This window comes from Trinickia sp. EG282A (genome assembly GCF_040965455.1).
Classification (GTDB): Bacteria; Pseudomonadota; Gammaproteobacteria; order Burkholderiales; family Burkholderiaceae; genus Trinickia; species Trinickia symbiotica.
Map to the genome: position 1 here is coordinate 89,586 of NZ_JBFRCC010000006.1, position 21,877 is coordinate 111,462.

General features: G+C 60.8%; 21 protein-coding genes. 10 read left to right on the plus strand and 11 right to left on the minus strand.

Features of this window, described 5'->3' with window-relative positions:
* Window positions 1-64: 64 nt before the first annotated feature.
* Window positions 65-418 (plus strand): DUF4148 domain-containing protein, encoded by a 354-nt coding sequence (locus AB4Y31_RS26855; protein ID WP_368676667.1) that lies wholly within the window; start codon window positions 65-67, stop codon window positions 416-418.
* 445 nt (window positions 419-863) lie between these two features.
* Window positions 864-2,108 carry a hypothetical protein gene (locus AB4Y31_RS26860; protein ID WP_368676668.1) on the plus strand — a complete coding sequence of 415 codons (1,245 nt, stop codon included), beginning with the start codon at window positions 864-866 and terminating at the stop codon, window positions 2,106-2,108.
* 313 nt (window positions 2,109-2,421) lie between these two features.
* Here AB4Y31_RS26860 and AB4Y31_RS26865 read toward each other — a convergent pair whose 3' ends face one another.
* From AB4Y31_RS26865 to AB4Y31_RS26890, 6 genes are all read right to left on the minus strand, one after another.
* The gene (locus AB4Y31_RS26865; protein WP_368676669.1) at window positions 2,422-3,123 is read right to left on the minus strand and encodes a ribonuclease activity regulator RraA; all 702 of its coding nucleotides are present in this window, start codon (window positions 3,121-3,123) and stop codon (window positions 2,422-2,424) included.
* 41 nt (window positions 3,124-3,164) lie between these two features.
* Window positions 3,165-3,950 (minus strand): SDR family oxidoreductase, encoded by a 786-nt coding sequence (locus AB4Y31_RS26870; protein ID WP_368676670.1) that lies wholly within the window; start codon window positions 3,948-3,950, stop codon window positions 3,165-3,167.
* Between the two features lie 98 nt (window positions 3,951-4,048).
* The gene (locus AB4Y31_RS26875; protein ID WP_368676671.1) at window positions 4,049-4,447 is read right to left on the minus strand and encodes a RidA family protein; all 399 of its coding nucleotides are present in this window, start codon (window positions 4,445-4,447) and stop codon (window positions 4,049-4,051) included.
* A gap of 58 nt (window positions 4,448-4,505) precedes the next feature.
* A complete protein-coding gene (locus AB4Y31_RS26880) occupies window positions 4,506-5,765 on the minus strand; it encodes an alanine racemase (protein WP_368676672.1) in 1,260 nt (419 codons plus the stop codon).
* Window positions 5,659-6,636 (minus strand): glutamate cyclase domain-containing protein, encoded by a 978-nt coding sequence (locus AB4Y31_RS26885; RefSeq protein ID WP_368676673.1) that lies wholly within the window; start codon window positions 6,634-6,636, stop codon window positions 5,659-5,661. The genes AB4Y31_RS26880 and AB4Y31_RS26885 overlap by 107 nt, the downstream gene beginning before the upstream one ends.
* Before the next feature lie 51 nt (window positions 6,637-6,687).
* On the minus strand, window positions 6,688-7,989 hold the full coding sequence (locus AB4Y31_RS26890) for an MFS transporter (protein ID WP_368676674.1): 1,302 nt from the start codon (window positions 7,987-7,989) through the stop codon (window positions 6,688-6,690).
* Window positions 7,990-8,089: 100 nt separating this feature from the next.
* Between AB4Y31_RS26890 and AB4Y31_RS26895 the strand changes: the two genes are divergently transcribed.
* Window positions 8,090-9,010, plus strand: coding sequence for a LysR family transcriptional regulator (locus tag AB4Y31_RS26895; protein WP_368676675.1), 921 nt, complete (start codon window positions 8,090-8,092; stop codon window positions 9,008-9,010).
* A gap of 106 nt (window positions 9,011-9,116) precedes the next feature.
* Here the strand turns inward: AB4Y31_RS26895 and AB4Y31_RS26900 are convergent, their stop codons facing one another.
* Window positions 9,117-10,055 carry a LysR family transcriptional regulator gene (locus AB4Y31_RS26900; RefSeq protein WP_368676676.1) on the minus strand — a complete coding sequence of 313 codons (939 nt, stop codon included), beginning with the start codon at window positions 10,053-10,055 and terminating at the stop codon, window positions 9,117-9,119.
* Window positions 10,056-10,161: 106 nt separating this feature from the next.
* Here AB4Y31_RS26900 and AB4Y31_RS26905 point away from each other — a divergent pair, with 106 nt between their 5' ends.
* Window positions 10,162-10,896: an SDR family NAD(P)-dependent oxidoreductase gene (locus AB4Y31_RS26905; protein WP_368676677.1), complete on the plus strand. Its 735-nt coding sequence runs from the start codon at window positions 10,162-10,164 to the stop codon at window positions 10,894-10,896.
* A 35-nt stretch (window positions 10,897-10,931) separates the two neighbouring features.
* Window positions 10,932-11,531 carry an NADPH-dependent F420 reductase gene (locus tag AB4Y31_RS26910; protein WP_368676678.1) on the plus strand — a complete coding sequence of 200 codons (600 nt, stop codon included), beginning with the start codon at window positions 10,932-10,934 and terminating at the stop codon, window positions 11,529-11,531.
* A 216-nt stretch (window positions 11,532-11,747) separates the two neighbouring features.
* Here AB4Y31_RS26910 and AB4Y31_RS26915 read toward each other — a convergent pair whose 3' ends face one another.
* Both AB4Y31_RS26915 and AB4Y31_RS26920 read right to left on the minus strand, forming a co-directional pair.
* Window positions 11,748-13,913 (minus strand): acetate--CoA ligase family protein, encoded by a 2,166-nt coding sequence (locus AB4Y31_RS26915; RefSeq protein ID WP_368676679.1) that lies wholly within the window; start codon window positions 13,911-13,913, stop codon window positions 11,748-11,750.
* A 2-nt stretch (window positions 13,914-13,915) separates the two neighbouring features.
* Complete coding sequence (locus AB4Y31_RS26920; protein ID WP_368676680.1) at window positions 13,916-14,698, minus strand: enoyl-CoA hydratase/isomerase family protein; 783 nt, start codon at window positions 14,696-14,698, stop codon at window positions 13,916-13,918.
* Between the two features lie 344 nt (window positions 14,699-15,042).
* Between AB4Y31_RS26920 and AB4Y31_RS26925 the strand changes: the two genes are divergently transcribed.
* The 5 genes from AB4Y31_RS26925 to AB4Y31_RS26945 all read left to right on the plus strand — a co-directional run bounded on the left by AB4Y31_RS26925 (window position 15,043) and on the right by AB4Y31_RS26945 (window position 19,420).
* Window positions 15,043-15,903 carry a MurR/RpiR family transcriptional regulator gene (locus AB4Y31_RS26925; protein ID WP_368676809.1) on the plus strand — a complete coding sequence of 287 codons (861 nt, stop codon included), beginning with the start codon at window positions 15,043-15,045 and terminating at the stop codon, window positions 15,901-15,903.
* Window positions 15,904-16,125: 222 nt separating this feature from the next.
* Entirely contained in the window at window positions 16,126-16,878 is a 753-nt protein-coding gene (glnH, locus tag AB4Y31_RS26930) for a glutamine ABC transporter substrate-binding protein GlnH (protein ID WP_107151128.1), read from the plus strand.
* Window positions 16,879-16,945: 67 nt separating this feature from the next.
* Entirely contained in the window at window positions 16,946-17,602 is a 657-nt protein-coding gene (gene glnP / locus AB4Y31_RS26935) for a glutamine ABC transporter permease GlnP (RefSeq protein WP_107151129.1), read from the plus strand.
* Window positions 17,599-18,327 carry a glutamine ABC transporter ATP-binding protein GlnQ gene (gene glnQ, locus AB4Y31_RS26940; protein ID WP_368676681.1) on the plus strand — a complete coding sequence of 243 codons (729 nt, stop codon included), beginning with the start codon at window positions 17,599-17,601 and terminating at the stop codon, window positions 18,325-18,327. The genes glnP and glnQ overlap by 4 nt, the downstream gene beginning before the upstream one ends.
* 16 nt (window positions 18,328-18,343) lie before the next feature.
* Window positions 18,344-19,420 carry a C45 family autoproteolytic acyltransferase/hydolase gene (locus AB4Y31_RS26945; protein ID WP_368676682.1) on the plus strand — a complete coding sequence of 359 codons (1,077 nt, stop codon included), beginning with the start codon at window positions 18,344-18,346 and terminating at the stop codon, window positions 19,418-19,420.
* Here the strand turns inward: AB4Y31_RS26945 and cobJ are convergent.
* Window positions 19,393-21,084, minus strand: coding sequence for a precorrin-3B C(17)-methyltransferase (gene cobJ, locus AB4Y31_RS26950; protein WP_368676810.1), 1,692 nt, complete (start codon window positions 21,082-21,084; stop codon window positions 19,393-19,395). The two genes, AB4Y31_RS26945 and cobJ, sit on opposite strands and share 28 nt — an antisense overlap.
* Entirely contained in the window at window positions 21,081-21,815 is a 735-nt protein-coding gene (locus AB4Y31_RS26955) for a precorrin-2 C(20)-methyltransferase (RefSeq protein WP_368676683.1), read from the minus strand. Before AB4Y31_RS26955 ends, cobJ begins: the two co-directional genes overlap by 4 nt.
* Window positions 21,816-21,877 lie beyond the last annotated feature (62 nt).

Genomic DNA, 21,877 nt, shown 5'->3' on the forward strand with positions numbered 1-21,877 from the left:
AAATAGCTGCAGTTCGCTTTAGTGTCCTGTTCGCAAAGTTAGCCATATATCAAGGAGCTCCATTATGAAAACCCTTGCATGCGTAGTCCTCGCCAGCTGTGCGCTTGCCAGCCCAGTCGTCAGTTTTGCCCAGAGCACCGCGCCCGTCACCCGTGCGCAAGTGCGTGCGGAACTGATCCGTCTCGAGCAGGCGGGCTATCGCATGGGCGACGGCGACCAAACGAAGTATCCCGAGCAAATTCAGGCTGCCGAAGCGAAGATCGCCGCACAGGACAGCCAGCAGGCGGGCAGCAGTGGCGTTGGCGGCACGACGACCAACGGCGTCTCGGCTTCCGGCACTATCCCGCACGTGTCGAATCCGTCACCATCGTCGTGCGTCGGCCCCGCAAGTTACTGCGACCTTTTCTTCGGTCATTGAAAGCCGCCGGCTCGCCCGACACCGGCCCGACCATGCGGCTATCGTGCCTGGATCCTATTAAGGAGTCCTCAGCGGGCGCATTCGGATCTTCGTAGTCTCCGCAACGAACAGCCAGTGACATGATGAACCCGCGGCCGATAGGCATTGCCTGCGACAGGGTGTTGACCTCGTTGACACCTTACGTCGCCGACGTATTGCTGCTCACTAACAACAGCGTTGCAGGCGCGATGCTGCCGATTCTCGGGCGATCGGCCACATTTCTCCTTTGCCGCGTGATCCATTCGAGCATCAAGCGGGCTGTCGATGAGCCGTCGCGAGTTACGTCCCATAAAGTGGCGCGCGATCTAAATAGCCGTCACGCTCGGTCAGCATGGCTGTTAACTCGCGTTCATGCCTTCTTGGTTTAATCAAGTTTAGCGCCGGGTTCATGACGTAGGAGATGAACATGAAAAGCATGCAAGAAATGAGGAATAAACTTTTATGGCTTCCTGCCGCGGCGGCGGTCACCCTTCTATCCCTCAGTAGCACGGCTTGGGCGGGCAACGCCTGCTCAGCGCTCACTACGCTTTATACGTCGGCGCCAAGCGCAATCACGAAGGCGCAGCCAGGAGCGAAATCGATTCACGAGGCCATGCAGGCATGCCGTTCGCAGCTGAATGCGCCATCAGCGTCGCCTGGCGTGCAAGCTGCGGCGCCTGCCGCTCGCGGGGAGTTTGCCATCTTCGACATACCAGATAATCCGGATGGCCCGGTTCCGGTAGTCATCAACAATGCCGGCGCGGTCGCCGGGTACTACTTCGATACAAGCGGTCTGCAGCACAGCTTCCTGCGTGCGCCCGACGGTACCGTCATCGCGTTCGATCCGCCAGGAACCGTGTGCAACCCTGCGGCGTCATCTTTCTGCAGCGGGGCTGCGGGCATCACGGCAGGCGGCGTGATCATAGGATCGTACGCTGACATGGCTGGGGGACACGGCTACCTGCGAACCCCGGACGGAAAGTTTCAGACGTGGGACGTTCCTGGCTCGAACAACAGAACCAGCCCAACCGCCAGCAATCCGGCGGGCGCGGTCACCGGGCAGTACACCGGAGGAGATGGCCTCTTTCACGGATTCCTGTTGCAAACAAACGGTATCTACACGACCTTTGACCCACCCGCTTCGGGTTACACGTTGCCCACCGATGTCAATTCCCCGGGGGTGATCGTCGGCGCTTTCTTCGAGTCAGTTCCGGGCTTTCCCGTCGGATTCGTCCGCGCAAAAAATGGATTGATGACGCCGTTTAGCGCGCCCGCCAGCGGAGTCATCAACACTTACCCGACGATCGCCCTGAATGCCCAGGGAACGGCTGCCGGAAGCTTTTGCAGCGATGCACAATGCGACGCGGTCCACGCGTTTCTGCGTGCGGTCGATGGCACGATGACCGTCGTCGATGCCCCGGGCGATAACTACGCGACCCAACTCAATGCGATCAATGCAGCCGGTGATACGACCGGGTGGACCATCCCCTCGGACTTCTCGGCCCAACACGGTTTTGTGCGCACACAACAGGGGACGTTTGCCACCATCGACCCGCCAGGGTCGGGATTTACGTCTCCATTTGCGATCAACGATCCGGGCGCCGTTGCGGGCAACTTCTGCGATCCGACGTTTGCGTCGTGTCATGGCTTCGTATGGATTCCGCACCGTTGATTGATCTCTGCACAAACCTGCTCGCTTGGCAAGGCGAGCAGGTTTTTGACCCACGGTCTGTCAACAGCAAACCCAACCGGCCATCGACTATTCCATGGCCATCCTGCCACGTGGGCCAACCATAGACCAGACACTGACTGGAAGAGTCCGAACTGGCCGACTCCTGCCTGACGCGGCCGGCGACCCCAAGCAGGCATACGCGCGCGCATCAATACAACGACCGCTTCCGATGGTATTTCCGCCATTCAATCAAAAAATCATTTCCACGCGGCCGAGAAGTGTGAGCTGTGTCGTTGCGCCTGCCGCGCTTATGTCACCGTTTGGTGGCTTCATACTTGGCCTTGTTCTCTGCGTTGGGCGGATACAATCCAGGGAGAACGGCTCCAGCATTAACCTGCTCCATAATCCACCCCTCAAAGCGCTCCTGCTCGAGCGCAGCATCGATGATCTCGTCAACGAGCAAAGCGGGGATGACTACAGCACCATCCTGGTCGGCCACCAATACATCGTCCGGAAAGACGGCGACGCCGCCACATGCAACCGGTTGTTGCCAGTCGACAAACGTTAGGCCAGCGACTGACGGGGGAGCCGCCGCGCCACTTGCCCATACCGGCAGCCCCGTGCCAAGAACGCCAGCGAGGTCGCGGACAACGCCGTCAGTCACCAGCGCGGCCACGCGGCGCTGGGTCATGCGCGCACACAGGATATCGCCCCAGATACCGGCGTCTTTGACGCCCATTGCGTCGACCACTGCGATGCAACCTTCGGGCATCTGTTCGATGGCGCCGCGGCTCGACTTGGGGGACGCCCACGATTCGGGGGTAGCAAGATCTTCGCGAGCTGGCACGAACCGCACAGTGAATGCGCGCCCTGCGACGCGGGCGTAACCCGGCGCGAGGGGAAATGCACCGCGGATCCATACGTTGCGCAAACCCTTTTTCAACAGGATGGTGGTCAGCGTGGCTGTCGTGACGCCAGCAAGCGCACTGAATTGGGAAGCATCGGTAGCGTCCATGAGAAGGTCCTAATTGGGAAATGCCTGAGTGCGATAGGCAATCAGATGCTGGGAATGAGCCCGCCGTCGATGCGGATCGTGGATCCGGTCACGTACGACGCGCGGTCGCTGGCGAGGAACGCGGCGACGTCGGCGTATTCTTCAGGTCGACCGTAGCGGCCAGTGGGGATACCGGCAGCACTCTCGCTCTGGACAGCCGCGACGTCCCGGCCTTCGCGCCCAGCCTTTGCTTCATCGAGGAACTGCGTCCGTGCGGTCGCGATGCGCCCGGGAATCATCACGTTGACGGTGATGCCGTACGCCGCAACGTCTCTGGCGAGTGTCTTCGACCAGCCAAGCAGTGACGTCCGCGTCGCATTGGAAAGCCCGAGATTCGCGATCGGGGCGATCACGCCCGAAGAGGTGCTCGTAATGATGCGCCCCCAGCCGCGCTCGCGCATACCCGGCAAGATGAGATCGGTGATGCCGATGACGGATAGCACCATCGCTTCGAACGCGGATTTCCATGTCTCGGACGAATGTCCGAATGCCGGACCAGGCGGCGGTCCGCCGGTGTTGTTCACGAGGATATCGATCCCCCCGGTTCGCGAGAGCGCTTCCTCGATGCCAGCCGCCCACTGCTCGGGCTTGCTCAGGTCAAAGACGAACGAGTGGCTGTCACCACCTGCCGCCTTGATGCGCTCGGCTGTCGCAGCCAACGCGCCTTTATCCCTGTCCGCCACGCAGACGGTAACGCCTTCACGCGCCAACGCTAGCGCGATGGCGCCTCCCAGTCCCCCGCCCGCGCTGAGCACGAGCGCACGTTTTCCTTTGATGCCTAGATCCATCTTCGTTCCTTATCGATTCGGCTTCGCGCGGGTGCCTCGCAAAACGCGCCTGCATGCTTGCAAAGACACGCTGTCGCCGCAGCAGTCGTCCTGCTTAATCACGAGGAGTTGCCGACATGCGCGATCGCGTCGATCTCCACCATGATGCCCGGGAGTCCGCATTCAACGGTCGTCCGGGCGGGCTTGAACTCGCTAAAGTACTTCGCAAATACAGAATTGAATTTTTCGAATGAACCGAGATCCGCGAGATAGACCGTCACCTTCACCACGTCATCGAGCGTGGCGTCCGCCGCCGCCAGGACCTTTGATAAATTGTCGAGTACCGCGGTGGTCTGCTCTTCGATTGTTTGCCCGACGATTCGCCTTTGGGCGTCGCGCGGCGTTTGCCCGGCCACAAATACAAAGCCCCCGGCTACCACGGCCGGCGAGTAATGGCCTCCGGTTGCTACACCATCGACTTCGACTGCGCGCGCATTTCTGCGGTGATTGACGTTCATGCGTTCCTTCCATCATGGTTTTCAGGCCAGGCCCTGCGTTGCAGGCGTCGAGGCGTTTTCACCTTTGGCTGCCGAGCTGCGCACGCGACGTCCATTCGCCATTGCGTGCCAAAACAAGCGCGTTCTGATAGAGATAGGCGGTCGTACAGGCATGGCGGGGCAGCAGCAAAACGCGGTCGCCGACGGCAAAGCCGGCGTTCTCCACGACGACATGCTCTTCGCTCATCATCATGATCTTGCCGGGCCAGCGGAAGCGGTCAGTGACGGGCTTGTCGGGAGAAATCGCCTTGGCACCGGCATCGAGCGTCGCCGTCGCGCCTTTTGTCGCGATGACGGTGGCAAGCACGAAAGCGCTCGGTCGCCATTCTCGATCCGGGAGCTCTTCGTCGTGTTGAGCGCTCGAGTAAGTCCAACTGCCAGGTCCGACGTACTTGGCGAGCGAGGCGGGCCAGACGTCAAAGCTGTAGCTGCCGCCGGCAATCAGTTCATTGGACAAGCCCTCAGCCGACGCACGACCGAGCAGTCCAGCAATGTGTCGCATGACTTCGCCGATCCGCTTTCGCCGCACGTCCGCGTCGCTACCCTGGATATGGCCGTCGTAGACGTGCCAGCCACCGAAGCAACCCAAGGCGTTGACTGCATGCGCAAGTCCAATCGCGGATTCATCGAGTGGCATGCCTGTGCGGCCCATTCCGGGATCGAGATCGACGATCAGGGTGAGATTGCGCACGGGGTCCGCCGCTTGTGAAAGCACCTCACGCCACGCGGCCAACCCGGCATCCGAGTCGACAAGCGCGCCGATCGTTGCTTGCGGATGGGCTTGCGCAGCTTGGAGCAGGGCGCGGATGTTCGCCTTGTTCAGACTCGGGTAGGCCCATACCACGTATGGCGCGCCGGCGGCCAGCACCATCGCTGTTTCGGCAATGGTTGCCGTTTTAAATGCACGTACCCCTTCACGCAAGCAAAGTTCGACGATCCAGCCTGCCCTGTGCGTTTTGACGTGCGGCATCAACCGCTCGATACCGCCGCAAGCGCGCGCGGTCGCGCGCAGATTCTCTATCACACCCTCTTCATCAACAATAAAGCAAGGGGTCCTGACATCCGCCGGCAGCGAGCGCGCCCACTGCGGCGCGTTGGTGACTCTACGCTGACACGCGGTCGGCATTTCCTGTTGTCCTTTCATCATGGTGCATCGGCCGATGTATGGAGAGTTATTGCGGTTCAGCGAGCGCCCGTGCGCCCGCGCTATCGCAAGCCGTCGCGCCCGCGCCGAGATACCCGAGCACGAAGGAACGCAACTGGGATAGCACGCGCGCATGGTCCTCGAACGGAAGCCGGTCAACGCTCAACATCGGCCGGGCCGGCCGATCTACCCGGCTATCATCCACGGCTTGCCCAACTTCCACCGCAGCCTTCAGGAACGCGAGGTCTCGTTCTGGCGTGAAATCGTGAAGGAATTGGGGGGCGCGTGCAGGATCGGCCAGCGCCATCGCCAGCAGTAGTCCCCATCCGCCCCAGTTCGATACACCGGCAACGATGAGGTGGTCTGTTGGTGTCCTGGAGGCAATCAGTTCGCCGTTCGGAATGTCCTCACGCACGATGGCTTCGGGCAACACACTCATGCCGATTTCGTTTCCACCGTCCCCAATCCCGATCGTGACCCATGGGCGATGCCATCCGGGTTCATCAAATAGGAGGTGAAGTGGCGCTGTATCAGCGGTCATATCAGCGCCATACTCGCGGTGCGGTTTGCCGTCGCTGCCTGGTGCGGGTCGTTCGATGGCAATCAAGTGTGTAATCGGCCGCCCGCCCGTTGCGAGGCGCTCGCGGAGGGAGCGCACCGAGGCTCCCGTGAGCGAGGTGATCTCGAGAGAAACCGTCTCGGGCAACTCAGTAGTGACGGCCCACACGGCTTTGCCGCAGGGCGCGTCCGAAATGACAGTCACGGGAATCCCCGCATTCGCCAGGCCGGCCGCGATATGGGCCATGCCTCCAAGGCCGTCGGTTTCCGGCGAAGGGGGAACAGCGTTGCGAATGAAAAAACCGGTGACGATGCCGACATGCGCATTTGGCGTAGCGATGATCGAACGCGCCGCGCGTTGCAGCGACCCTTGCGCAAATCCGACCATACGGCTGATGTCGCGCCGCACAGTTTGGCCGATGATGTTTTCGATGTGCTCGAAGGCCATTGCCTGAATTTCCTTTCGTTGAAAAGTTAGGTCGTGAACTGCATTGAGTCGTTAGACAGGAATCTTGCGCGTGTAGTCGATGCCCATCGAACATACGAGCAGACCGAGACCCATTGCAGCAAAGCACATCAGCGCGAGGAAATAGGAGCCGGTGTACTCGACGATCGCGCCCACCACGATCGGGATGATCATGCCCCCAAGGTTGCCGCCGAAATTGAGCAGCCCTCCCAAAGTGCCGACCTTGGTGCGCGAAGCAAGCATCGCCGGAATCGACCAATAGAGGCCACCCCAGCGCAGGAAGAAGAGCGTCACGGACAGCAAGATGACTACGACGCTCGCGCTTCGCGCATAAGCCACGCTGAACACAGCCACCGTGGCGACGATGCCCGCTACGCCGAAAAGGACACGCATGACCAGGTTCGGCGATGCCCCGCTTGCCAGCCATTTGTCTCCGATGTAGCCGCCAACCAATTCGCCGGCGAACCCGCACAAAAAGATCACGAAGCTTGCATCGCCCATTTGCCGCAAATCCATGCCATGCGCATTGTGCAAGTACGTTGGCATCCAGGTAAGGAGTCCGTAGTAAAGCGTTGTGCAGCACATGAACCCAAAAAACATGAGCCAGACGGACCGGTATTTCAAGAAATCGATGGCCTTGCCAGAGAGATCGCCGCCTTCCTTGGCACGTTCGAGTGCCTGCGCATCTTCGATGTGCGCCATCTCCGCTTTGTTGACGCCTGAATGGTCGCGAGGGCTATTCTTGATGTACAGCCACGCGCCGATGCCGCACAGGATCGTACCGATGCCGGCGATCGCGAAGGCCGCGCGCCACGAATGCGCGACGAGAATGAGCCATGCAATCAATATGGAGCCGAGCGCGGCGCCGAGCGGCGAGCCACCGTCCATCAGCGACGCACCGCGCACCCGTTCATGCTGCGTCAACCATGCGGCATTGAGTGCACCGCCGGCCGAAGCGACCGGTGCCTCTGCGACGCCCAAACCGATACGCGTCAAAAGCAGGGCCAAGGCACTCGTGGCAACGGCCGCCAGGGCCTGAAAGCCCCCCCACGCAAGCGTACATACCGCGAGCACGGCGCGCGGCTTGAATCGATCGACGAATACGCCGCCCGGGACCTGCATCAAGGTGTAGGACCAGAAGAAAGAACTCAGGATCAATCCCTGCATAACGGGGGAAAGCGAGAACTCCTTGGCGAGCAGTGGCATCGCAACCGATAGCGAAGCACGGTCGATATAGTTGACTGTGACGAGCAACAGCATGATCAAGAAGATGTTCCAGCGCACCGTAGTTTTCCGAAGCGCTGGTACTGCTGCCGCATGCATTGGTCTGCTCATTTCGTCCCCCTCCTTTCATCGGGTCTGCCCCATTGTAAGAACCCGATATCGATAAGCGATAATCAAAAATGAGCCAGTGAAGTGATAGAAAGTGCCGATCATGCGCCTATCGTTGCAGCAGCTCGAGACGTTCTATTGGGCAGCCCGCCTCGGCGGTTTTCACGCGGCGGCGCGGCATCAGCATCTGACCCAACCCACCATTTCCGCGCGCATCCAGGAGTTGGAAGAGCAACTGGGGGTGCGTTTGTTCGAGCGCGAGCACGGGCGGTGCGAGCTGACGATCGATGGGCAGGACGCCCTCGTGCATGCGGAGCGGATGCTTCAGCTGGCCGACGAATTTGGGCGCCTTGGTCAGCGGCGCGATCCCATGCGCGGGCTTTTGCGCCTAGGCGCCAATGAATCGACGGCACTGGCCGGGCTTGCCGAACTGTTGAGTCGGCTCAAGAGCATGTACGATGAATTGCGGATCGAGCTCACCGTCGACATCGGTGCGGCGTTGAGCCGCAAGATGGCTGCGCGAGAACTCGATGTAGCGATCCTCAATGATTCAGCCAATGCACGGCATGTGATCGAACGGACGATGGGGGTGTCCAATTTGCATTGGGTGGCAGCGCCGTCGCTCGTCGGCGAGCGCAAGGTGAACCCGGCAATCTTGGCATCGCTGCCCGTTATCACCGTTTCGCAGCCGTCCTCGAACCACAAGCTCGTGATGAAATGGTTTCGCTCGGCCGGCGTCGAACCGCAATACGTGAGTTCGTGCAATTCACTTGCGACGATATTGCGGCTCGTCGCCGCCGGTCACGGCGTAGCCGTCATGTCACCGGCGATCATGCGCGCGGAGATTGAGTCGGGTGCCATTCAGACACTGATGGTGAAGCCGGACCTGGAACAGGAGAAGTATCTAGTTGCGTATCAAGTTGAGCGACGGGGAGAGGGACTCGAGACCGTCGTTCGGATGGCCGCCGAGATACTGGCGCGCAATGAGGTAGTCATCCCGCCCGCCGTGTACGGCGGGCGCTGAAGGCATCGCGGTTGCCTTGCATGGGCGGCCTCCTGTCTTCGCCCTCGACCGCCCGCAGACATATCTTGCCCAAGTCACGGTTGGACAACGTCTCGGAGCAAACCCATCAGCGACCGCGCACTACGCTGGCCTTGGTCTTCCCACCGTTTGAAGGATGACAATTGCCAAGGAGCTCGACCAGCCGTGTCTCGCATTTGGAAAACGAGTACCCGCGCCGGTGCGAGATCATGAACGTGAGGGCGCGCATGTGCCATGCGCGTCGCTGGAGTTCGACGAGTGTTCCCCTCGCGAGATCTTCCTCTACCATATGGCGCGGCATGTGCCCCCAGCACAAGCCTCCCCTGAGCAGATCATGCTTCGCGCCGAGGTCATTCACCCACCACTGGCGTTCGCTGGCGACCCCCTGTTGTGTCTTTTCGGCATCGGGCTGATTGTCGGTTACGACGAGCTGGATGTGCCGGCCAAATTCTTCCCGCGGTATCTTCCCCGCGATTGCGGCCAGCGGATGCGATGCCGCACAGACGGTCACCATGTGAGCGTCACATAAATGCTGCCTTTCGATAGTGCCTGGGCTCACCTCCGGCACGTCAGTGATTGTCACCGCCAATGCGCAAGTGCCTTCGAGAACCAAACGCTCTCCGCCCTGCATGGTCGTCATGCGCAGATTGATTGTGACGGTTGGAAAGCCCGCCTGCACGTTGCGCAGGCATTCAATCAGGTGCGCACGAGGAAAGTAGGTATCCACGGCAAGCGAAACTTGTGGAACCCCGGCTTCAGCAATCGCAACCGCGCGCATCTTCATTTCCTCGGTTCGCGAGATCACCCCGCGCGCGTCAGGCAGGAGGCTGCGACCCGCGGCCGTGAGTGTCGCTTTGCGAGTGTTGCGCTCGAACAGCACCACGTCGAATGCGCTCTCGAGCGAGTTGATCGCGTGGCTGATCGCCGACTGTGCACGCCTCAACTCCTGTGCAGCCCCGGAAAAGCTTCCCTGGTCACAGACGGCGACGAAGGCCCGCAGTTGATTGATGGTGACGTTGTCCAGCATATGTATCTAAAAAGTAGATGGCACTTATAGATATTCAGTCAATTGGCTTCATGAATCAAGAAGCCCAGAATCGTGTTTGTCGCTTTTGTTTCGAAGGATGCACGACATGAACAGATTGAATGGAAAGACCGCCGTGATCACCGGTGGCGGCACCGGTATCGGCCGCGCCGCAGCTAAGCGCTTCATAGAGGAGGGCGCCTTCGTCTTCATCTTCGGCCGCCGCCAGGAAGCGCTCGACGCCGGTGTGGCCGACCTTGGGCCGAACTCGCGCGCGGTGAACGGCTCGGTCTCCAACCTGGCCGACCTCGACCGGCTCTACGCGGCGGTGAAGGCGGAGCGCGGAACCCTCGACATCGTCTTCGCCAACGCTGGGGCGGGAAGCCCGCTTCCGCTCGGCCAGATCACCGCCGAGCACATTGACGACACGTTCGACACCAACGTGAAGGGGACGATCTTTACGGTCCAGAAGGCGCTGCCGCTGATGGGCGCGGGCGGTTCGATCATCCTGACCGGATCGAGCGCCGGCACCACCGGAGCCCCAGGATTCACGGCCTACAGCGCGAGCAAGGCAGCGGTGCGCAACCTCGCCCGCACTTGGGCGGAGGAACTGAAGGGCACCGGCATCCGGGTAAACGTCCTGTCGCCCGGGGCGACGGCGACCGAACTAGCCAAAGAGGCGCTGGGCGAAGAGGGCCAGAAGGCCTACGGTGCGATGACGCCGCTCCAGCGCATGGCCAATCCGGCGGAGATCGGGGCGGTGGCCGCCTTTCTTGCGTCATCGGACAGCAGCTTCATGACCGCCAGCGAGGTAGCCGTTGACGGTGGCTTGGCACAACTCTGATGAGTGAACGCGCCGAGAAACGAAGGAGAAAACATATGAGTTACGCCATCATTGGCTTCGGCAAGATCGGCCACGCACTTGCCAAGGCGTTCGCCCGCAACGGCATCGAAGTGGCCGTTGCAACGACGCGCGACCCCGAAAGCTTTGCAGCCGATGCGGCCGCGATCGGACCCACGATTATTCCCCAAACCCTGGCGGAAGCCGTCAAGGCGGACATCATCTTTTTGGCAGTCCGTTTTGAGTCGCATTTGGATGTCGCAAAAGCACTGCCCAACTGGAAGGGGAAGACTGTCATCGACGCGATGAACACGCAAGCCCCGCTTGAGGAACTGGGCGGTCTCCCGTCCTCTGCTTTCATCGCGAAGGTGTTCACCGGCGCCAGGGTGGTGAAAGGCTTCAACCATCTGGTCGCTGCCGTCCTTGACCAGGACCCGGCCGTACACGGTGGCAGGAGGGTCGTGTTCCTCGCGAGCGACGATGACGACGCTGCAGCGGAGATTGGTGCGCTCGCAGAGGACCTCGGTTTCGCGCCCATCCAACTCGGCGGGCTTTCTGAAGGCGGACTCCTTGTGCATGCGCGCGGGAAAAGGTGGGGTCACCTGATCTTCAAGGACTTGATCGCGTGCGACCGATGAACAACCGTTTCCGGTCATATTTCGGTGATTCGGGGGCCGCTTGCGCGCGAAGCGGCTGTCCTCGAAGTACGCATGCAGCGGCACCCGCCATAGTGCGAATCAAATCCTTTTTTGGGCTACCACCTGACCTGCGAGGTGGTAGCCAGGCCAACCGCATATAGCAGCTCCGGGGCCGGCTGCGCGAGCGCGAGCGGGGCTCGCGAGACGGGAGCGTCGCTACTGACTCTTGAAATCCTCGAGCAGGATGCGAGCGTCAAGGATTGCCACCCCGCTGGAATAGGCAAGCACAGGATTGAGGTCCAGCTCGACGATTTCCGGAAATGCCGAGCAAAGCGCCGATATGCCCATCATTAGTTTGACCAGCGCATCCTTATCCGTCGGGGCGGCTCCGCGTATTCCGTTCAGAATCTCACTGGCCCGAATCTCGGCGAGCATCCGGTGCGCATCGTCCTCGGAGAGGGGGAGCGAGCGGAACACGACATCTCTAAGTACCTCGACCAGGATACCGCCGAGACCAAACATCATGACGGGCCCGTAAGTCGGGTCACGCACGACACCAATGATGATCTCGACGCCACCTTTTGGTGCCATTGGTGTCACGAGGACGCCGGTAATGTCCGGGTCTTGCACATGTTTCCGGCCGTTGGCCACGATGTTTTCGAAAGCGTGCCTAACCTCATCGTAGCTTCCGACGTTGAGCTTTACCCCACCGGCGTCCGATTTATGGATGATGTCGCGTGACACGATTTTCATCGCGACTGGCACGGAACCGAGGCGCTCGAACGCAGCAACTGCCTCATCCAGCGACGTAGCCAGAATCGCGGGAGCCGGCATCGGGACGCCTGCATCCGCGAGCGCCTGCCGGGCCTCGTGCTCGAGCACAACCGTCCGGTGTTCGCTGCGACAGCACGACAGGACCTTCTCGAATGCCGGAGAGCGCACCGGGCGGTCCTCTGCTTCAGCAGGTGGTCGTCTCTGTGCCTCACCAAATTCCGCGAGGCCCTGCATGCAGCGGACTGCCAGTTCCAGCGAGTCGTACACCGGTACACCGGCTTCACGGATACACGTCAGAGGCGCCGGGCGCAGGTCCGAATACAAGCTCCCATAGAGGCTGTGCACAATGATTGGCTTGCCGCGCGCTTCCAGCATCGCGGCAATGCGCGTCGACGTCTGCATTTCAATGGGCGTCAGCGACTGCGAAAACCTCACGCCATATCCGCCATAGAGCCCCGTGATGAGTAGCCCATCCACCTGAGGGTCATCGAGCAGAATGCGGGCACAATCGGCAAATACCGCCGGGTTGGAATCCGTTCCCCCTGCAACGTCCACGGGGTTCACAATCGTGGCCGACGGCGGCAGGATCGCTGATAGGCGCTGGCGCGTTTCATGGCTCAGAGGAGCCAGCGTCAGACCATGTTCACTCAAGGCGTCCGCAGCAATCGTCGCGTGCCCGCCACCATCAGCGAGCACCGCCACGCGGCGCGACGCGAGCGGCTGAAGCAGCGAAAGCGCTTCGGCGAGCGAGAGAATCTCGTCGGACTTGCGAGCGAGCACCGCTCCAGCCTGACGCAGAACGCCCTCGCTCACCGCGTAGTCTCCGGCCAACGCACCCGTGTGCGACTTTGCTGAACTACGTCCGGCGCTGGTGCGGCCCGACTTGTAGAGTACGACAGGCTTCCTACGCGTGATGCGACGCAGTGCGTCCAGGAACACCTGCCCATTTTTCATCCCCTCGACATACGCGACAACGGCCTTGGTGTTCTCGTCTTCCGCAAAGTAGTCGAGGTACTCGTTGAACTGAATATCCGATTCATTGCCAATGCCCACGTACGTTGACAGCCCGATGTGTCCGTTGGCCTCGGCCTCCGTCACGAGAGAAAGCGCCATGTTTCCGGACTGGGACAGCAATCCGATACCGCCTTTCTTCAGATTGCTAAAGCCGACAATATTGCAAGCCTTGTGAGTATTGAACACGCCGGACGTGTTCGGCCCGACGATACGCACGTTATAGGCCCGAGCGACTCGCACCATTTCGTCCTGCAGGCGCTGCCCGTCATCGCCCGCTTCGGCAAATCCGCCCGCCAGGACGACCGCGCCTTTCGCGCCTTTCTTGCCACATTGCTCGATGACCTGCGGCAGGGTGGTTGCCGGCGTGCAGACCAGAGCGAGGTCGATGTTGCCGGGTATGTCGCCAAGACTCGCATAACACTTTAGCCCGAGGATTTCAGGTTCTTTGAGGTTTATGGGGTATATCGCCCCGGCGTATCCGTCCTCCAGCAGCTTTTGAATCGAACGGAAACCCCGCTTCGTCTGGTCTCTTGACGCGCCAACGACGGCAATCGAGTCGGGATAGAAAAGTTCGCGAATAGAGTGGCCGGTCATCGCTATTCTCCCTTGAACACCGGTTCGCGCTTCTCCGCGAAGGCGTCGATGCCTTCTTGCCAGTCTTTCGTCGTTGAACAGAACATCATGCCTTCCAGCTCTGCAGTCAGCGCTGCGTCAAGGGTTCTCTCGCCAGCGAAGTTCAATTGTTCCTTCGCCAGCCGCATCGAGAACGGAGCCTTGCTGGCGACCTTCTGTGCGAACGCCCGTGCGCTCTGAAGAAAACCCTCATCGGGATACACGCGGTTTGCGAGCCCAAGGCGAACGGCTTCTTCCCCATCAATCCGCTCACCGAGGAAAACGAGCTCGCGGGCCTTTGCCAGGCCGACCAACCGAGGGAGGAGATACGTGATTCCGCCGCCGAGAAAATTGCCGATGCTTATTTCTGGCAATCCAATCTTCGCGCTCTCGGCCATCACGACGAAGTCGGAGGCTATCGCGATTTCCGCACCGGCTCCGAGCGCGAAGCCGTTGACAGCCGCGATCACAGGCTTGCCGAGCGTCAGCAGTCGCTTGCACACCACCTGCTCGCCCCGCAGGTATTCGCGGCGCTCGAAGGCCGTGCGGCCCGTCTTGTGTTCCTTGAGGTCCGCTCCGACGCAGAATGCGCGTCCCTCTCCCGTGACGAGTACTACCCGCGCGGCTCGGTCCGCCTCAGCGAGGCTCAATGCTTCGCTGAACTCATCGTAAAGCTGCTGGACGACAGCGTTCAGCCGGTGCGGTCTGTTGAGCCTGACCTCGGCGATCCCGTCCCGCACATCGTAAATTATCGTCTCGAAAACCATGAACGTCTCCGTCATTGCACCTTGATGGGCTCGCTTACGGGGTGGGGCGTACACCAGGGGCGTGGCGTCTCGGGCAAACATCTCGGACAAAAAACACAAACACAGCCATAAACGTATGTTGTATAGACTGTACAACAACGCAACATCTGTTGCAATGAGACGTTTACCCGCAATCGCGCCTTTATCGTCTCAGCGTCACCCGCACTCGCAGGCCATCACCTCTTCGGACGAATCCGCACTTCGCGCAGGATTCACGCCGCCAATCACCGGCAGCCGACCGCTGGGCCTTGCCTATTTGGATGCGGCTCCGTAACATTTGTTGTCGTCTCATCGAGATCCGCGCTGTGACTCCCAGTTTTGAAGACCTAGCAGCTCTCATTCGCGCCAAGTTTCCGGAGCTGAGTCCCCAATTTCAGGCAGGGGCGGCCTACCTGTTGAATTTCCCGGATGAGGTTGCGGTATCGTCAATGCGGAAGGTCGCCGAAAACGCAAAAGTACAACCGGCGGCCCTCGTGCGCCTCTCTCAACAACTGGGTTTCCCGGGCTGGAACGAGTTTCGGGAAATCTTTGTCGCCCGTCTTCGAACACGCCCGGAACCGCTGAGCAGCAAGGCGCGAACGCTCGTGAAAGGCGGTCACCAAGAAGCCCTCGCCCACGACATGGAGGCGGCGCAGCAACACAATCTCGCAACCGCTTTTGCGCAGAATGGCGCTCGCATCGTGGATGTGGCGAAACTGCTCAGAAAGGCTCCGCATGTTCATATAGCCGGCTTCCGTTCGTGCTTCCCCATTGCGTTCAGTCTTCTGTACGGGTACCGGCTCTTCCGCTCCTCGGTGAGCCTCGTCTCCGGGGAAGCGGGCACGCTCGAAATGCAGTTGCGCAGCATCGCGAAGGGGCATGCCACCGTCGTTATCAGCTTCGCACCGTATTCCCGCGAAGCTGCACGAGTCGCGGAAGCCGCCAAGGAACAGGGCAGCAAGCTCGTCGCCATCACCGACAGCGCGGTTTCTCCCATTGCGCTGAGCGCCGATGAGGTGCTGCTCTTTACGCACGACAGTCCGTCGTTTTTTCCGTCCCTCGTCGCGGCTTCCGCGATCGCCGAGTCGCTGGTCGCGCATTTGCTCGCGCTGGAGGGAAATGCGGCCATCCAGCAATTGTCCGAGGCTGAAGAGGCGCTGCATGCGAAGGGTGCATACGTAAGCTGATTCCGGTCCCCATCTGTCACGTAGTCCCGCCGCCGGGACTACGTGTTTTCCCTCCCGCAATTTTTATTGACGTTCCTTTTTGGCCGAGTACTATTCGCATTGACAACAAACGTTGCGTGCGTTTTATATGATACATCGCATGTTGCTCTGCACGTAGTGTTGCTGTCATCGGTCCCTCCCTACATCGTGGAGGTGACGTCGCCAATCACTGCGGAGAGAATCATGAGTCGCCGTTCCTTCCTGAAGTCCGTCATTGCTGTTGCGATGCTCGGCGCGAGCATCGCGCACGCGCAGAACAAAGAACTCGTCGTCGGCACCGACACTTCCTTCATGCCGTTCGAATTCAAGCAGGGGAACAAGTACGTCGGCTTCGACCTTGACCTGTGGGCGGAAATCGCGAAGGACCAAGGCTGGAAGTACAAGATTCAGCCGATGGACTTCGCCGGTCTGATTCCGGCTCTCCAAACCCAAAACATCGATGTCGCGCTTTCCGGCATGACGATCAAGGAAGAGCGCAAGAAGGCTATCGATTTCTCGGACCCGTATTACGACAGCGGACTCGCGGCGATGGTCCAAGTCGGGAATACGAGCATCAAGTCCATTGACGACCTCAACGGCAAGGTCATCGGCGCAAAAACGGGCACGGCCACGATCGACTGGATCAAGGCACACCTCAAGCCGAAGGAAATCCGCCAGTTCCCCAACATCGACGAGGCCTATCTGGCCCTGGAAGCCGGCCGTGTCGATGCGGCCATGCACGACACGCCGAACGTCCTCTATTTCGTCAGCACGGAAGGCAAAGGCAAGGTGAAGGTTGCCGGCGCCCCTGTGAGCGGCGACAAGTACGGGATCGGGTTTCCGAAGGGAAGTCCGCTGGTACCCAAGGTCAACGAAGAGTTGACCAAAATCAAGGCGGATGGACGCTACGCCAAGCTGTACAAGAAGTGGTTCGGCTCAGAGCCCCCGAAGTCGTAATCGCTCGGAAATCAGTGCGCGGCGGCGACGGCCATCGCGCGGGCTACGAAACAACCAGGAGCGGTCTGTGGAATTCGATTGGTCAGCTATTGCGGCGGCGCTTCCGGACTTGCTCGACGGCGTGAAGCTCACGGTCTTCATTGCATTCGTCGGGCTCGTCGGCGGTTTCATCGTCGGCATGATTGCCGGGATGTTCCGAGCGTATGGACCCACGGTGCTAAACGTTCTGGCTCAGGTCTACATCGAACTGATCCGGGGTACGCCAATTGTCGTGCAGGTCATGTTTCTATACTTCGCGCTGCCGGTGCTTGCGCATCTTCGGATCGATGGCCTGACAGCCGCGATCATCGCTATAACGATCAATTCGGGCGCCTACCTTGCGGAAGTGGTGCGCGGCGCACTATTGTCCATCTCGAAGGGCCTCACGGAAGCCGGTCTTGCGATGGGCCTCTCCATGCCACGCGTCCTCGCGAAAATCGTCGGCCCGCTCGCCTTTCGCCGGCTGATTCCGCCGCTCGGCAACCAGTGCATCGTGAGTCTGAAGGATACGTCGCTATTCATTGTCATCGGGGTGGGCGAACTGACACGAAAGGGGCAAGAAATCATCGCGGGAAATTTCCGCGCCGTCGAGATCTGGACTGCGGTTGCCATCATCTATCTGGTTTTGACCGGCGTGATGACGCTCACACTGCGTCTCGTTGAAAAGAGGATGAGCATTCTATGAACATGGTCGAATTCAAGGGGGTCTCGAAGAGCTTCGGCCATGTGCCCGTGCTCAAGGACATCAGCCTGTGCATCGAAAGTGGGGAAGTCGTGGTTGTCGTGGGGCCGTCAGGCTCGGGAAAGTCCACGATGCTTCGCTGTATCAACGTATTGGAAAAGATCTCGGGCGGGGACTTGCTGGTCGACGGGCAAAGCGTGAGAGGCAGCGCATCCGTGATTCGGAACATCCGCCTCGAGGCCGGCATGGTCTTCCAGCAGTTCAACCTGTTCCCCCAGATGACAGCGCTGGAGAATGTCATGTTCGGCCCGATCCAGGTGCGCGGAGCCTCGAGAGCCGAAGCACGCGACCAGGCAATGGCATTGCTGGACAAGGTGGGCCTCGAAGCGCGCGCCAATCATTACCCGTCCGAGCTGTCCGGAGGGCAACAGCAGCGTGTCGCGATTGCTCGTGCCTTGGCCATCAAACCCAAGTTGATGCTGTTTGACGAGCCTACCTCCGCGCTGGATCCTGAACTCCGTCACGAAGTCCTCAAGGTCATGCGGGATCTTGCCAACGAGGGGATGACGATGATTGTCGTAACGCATGAAATCGGGTTTGCAAAGCATGTCGGCACACGCCTGTTGTTCATGGACCAGGGCTGCATCGCCGAGGACGGGCACCCCGCCGCGCTTATCCACACACCGCCGACGCAGAGACTGAAAGACTTTTTGCAGCACGTGTCTTGAGCGAGGTCATGTTTTTATGCAGGTTCTAACACCCTCTGTCATTTGCGGCTCTGCGTACGACATCGGATATCAGCTCGGTTCACTGGCCAGACCCGTGATGGGTGCATATATGGGTCAGAGCGCGGCGTGGCAAGCGGTCAGCAGATGGCGCGGACACTCGTTTGTTGAAGAGCTGCGCCAAGCTGCCCAAACTGTATTCCCCGACTATGTAGCGGAAATCGAAGGCATGGCGGCGGGCATGAGATGGCCCGCCGAGGACGTCTTCCTGTGGAATTGCCGGGGAGAGTTGATTCACAACGCGCCGGACGGTTGCACGACGCTCGCTGCCAAGTCAGCTAATGAGCGGCTCATTGCGCATAACGAAGATGGCGACCCTTATCTGCGCGGCCAATGCGCAATCGTGGACGTTCGCCCAGCCGGAAAGCCCGGATTCGTGAGCTTCTACTACCCGGGCTCTCTGCCGGGGCATACCTTCGCGGTGAACCGCGCCGGACTGGTGCAGGCTATCAACAATCTGCGAATTAAGCATCCTGCGGTCGGCGTGCCCCGCATGGTGCTTGCCCGCGCGGTGCTCGACGCCGCTTCACTCGATGCCGCGCTCGAGATTCTCAACGGCGTACCGCGCGCAAGCGGCTTTCACCATACACTAGGTTGTGCAGGGGACCCGCGGCTCTTCAGCATCGAAGCAACGGTACGTCGCTGCTCGGTTATGGAGGTGACGCGCCTGTCCGGGCACGCCAATCACCTCATCCACGATGGCTGTGGCGGCGAGGAGCAGATCGTCACCGCCTCGTCCCGCGACCGGCAGACCCGACTCGACGAGCTTCTTCCGAGTCTCCCCGGCCTTGGCGAGTCGAATCTCTTGCAGGTACTTTTCGATCAGGCGTCGAAAGGTCTGCCGATTTACCGCGACGACCCTGCGGACCCGGACGACGAGAACACACTCGCGACTGCGCTATTCGTCATTCAGGAAACCGGCGTGGAATTCGAAGTGCGCCAGGAAGGCGAACTTCGATTCAAGAGATTTGTGCCACGGGAATCGCACGCACCGGAAGGTGAGGCGCGTCAAGCCTCATACCACCGTGGCGTATAGATCCACTCGCCATGTGGCCCACCGGGTATGCCGCGTGTCGTCGATGAACCGACGATGACCATCGTTCGCATATCGACCTGGTCCGACCGCAGTGTGCCGAGCGTCGTGGTGGCGAGCGACGCACCAGCCCGGCCGATGTCGCGCCCGAGCACGACGCGGGTCTCCGACTTTCGGTACGCGCGGACGATCTCGAGCGCCTTGTCGAGTTGCCACGGACGCGCGCGCGATATCGGGTTGTAGAAGGCCATGACGAGATCGGCTTCGGCCGCATGGCGCAGTCGTTTTTCGATGATGCTCCAGGGCTTCAAATTGTCAGAAAGCGACAGCACGCAGAAGTCGTGACCGAGAGGCGCACCTGCTACCGCGGCCGTCGCCATCGCCGCCGATACGCCGGGCAAGATGCGCAGCTCTACGGTGGCCCAACGCGGGTCGTGGGCGGTATCGAGTGCTTCGAGCACCGCGGCAGCCATCGCGAACACGCCGGGATCTCCCGACGAGACAACGGCGACATTCCGCCCTTCACCCGCGAGTTCGAAGGCATGTCGCGATCGCTGCAACTCCTCACGATTGTCGCTGCCGTGCACGCGCTGGTCGTCGCGAAACGGGCCGGCCATTCTGAGGTAAGTCTCATAGCCGAGTATGTCGCTCGCTTCGCTTAGCGCCGTGCGCGCGGCCGGCACCATCAACTCAGCGCAACCAGGGCCGAGGCCCACGACAGTCAGCCGGCCGCGCCCCCGACCGAGGGCGGAAACATCGATTGGCGTCGACGCGAGGCCGAGTGCAATGCGGCTACGATCGAGCAATACATCATGACTGACGCGCAGTGCGACGCTCAGCAATTGCGCCGCGCCACTTTGATCGGCATCGATGAAACGTAGAGGAACGCCAAGCGTTCGCGCGGCCTCTTCGAGACCGCGTTCTCCGATTCGATCAGCGCGCGCGAGCAACGCTGCAAGCGAAAGCTGCGCCAACCGATGCTCGCGCAATGCTCCGAGAATCTCGTCTGCCGATGGCGAGGCGTCGTCCCCGATGGCCGCCACCACGCAGCGTGGATGGATCACCAGTTCGTGTTCGCGTTCCTCTGACTCCTGAGCGGTCACGCGAATCGTCAGGCGTGACGAGGAGGCGAGGGGAACGTCCACATCGTCGAGCCAGGGAGCATCCCCTTCGATGCGTGCCGTTTCGCCTGCCAGCAGGTCGGACACGAAGCGCTTACCTTGCGCGAGGCTCGCGAGCGCATAACCGTCCGGGGGATCGAGCAGGCAGGTGCCGAAGCGCAGCTCGCCGCTCGTCGTAATCGCTGGTGCTACTTCGAGCACCCGCGCGATGTCGCGCGCTATCGCGTTCACGCCGGCTAAGCCCCCAAGCAGCGGCACCACTGCGCTACCGTCCTCCGCGACGGCCAGCACCGGTGGTTCGACGCCTTTGTTCGCGAGCATCGGCGCGACGCATCGAATCACGATGCCCGCGGCGCAAAGTGCGACGATCGGTGTACCTTGACCGTAGAGATCGCGCAGATGCGGACCGAGTTCAGTGTAGGCGACATCGGCGTCAACGCGCGCACGCAGACCATGCACTTGCGAGCCTGGATAGCATTGCTGCACGCGGCGCGCTGTCGCAAGCGCACTTTGCCCGAGCACGACGATGGCGGGCGCGGCGGTCATCCTCGCCATTTTTCCCCCGGCACGACCAGCAGAGAAAAGTAGGGCGACGCCATCGGGTCGACTTCGTCGAGCGGCACGATCCGCTGATTGGTCATCGTCGCACGTTCGACGTAAAGGGCTCGCTGGGCGAGGCCGAGGTCGTCGAGCACGCGTCGCACTTTGTCGAAGTTGCGGCCGAGCTTCATCACCACGGCGGCGTCCGCGTCGGCGAGCCGCCGACGCAGTTCGTCCTCCGGCAGTACGCCCGAAAGCACCGATAGTGTCTGGTTGCGATAAACGAGAGGCGCGCCGAGCACGGCCGTGCCGCCCAGCATCGAGCAGACGCCGGGTACGACATCGACGTCGAAACGCGGCGAAAGGCGGTCGTGCAGGTACATGTACGAGCCGTAGAAAAAAGGATCGCCCTCGCAAATGACGGCCACGTCGCGGCCCGCGCCGAGATGCTCGGCGATCAGCGCGGAAGCCGTGTCATAGAAGTCGGCGATGATCGTCTCATATGAGAGGGGCGGCTCGAGCGCCTCGGTTGTCACCGGGTAGACGAGAGGCAGCCGTGTTTGCCCGTCGGACAAATGCGTCTCGACGATGCTGAAGGCATTGCCTTTTTTCCCCTTGGCGACGAAATAGGCGATGACGTGTGCGGCCTTCAGCAGTCGCAAGGCCTTGAGGGTCAGCAGCTCGGGATCGCCCGGGCCGACGCCGATCCCATAGAGGCGCCCTTGGCTACGGATCATCGTGCCTCCTCTGTGGCACGCTATGAGGCCACGAAATTATGCGAGCGCGGGAGTTCGGGTTA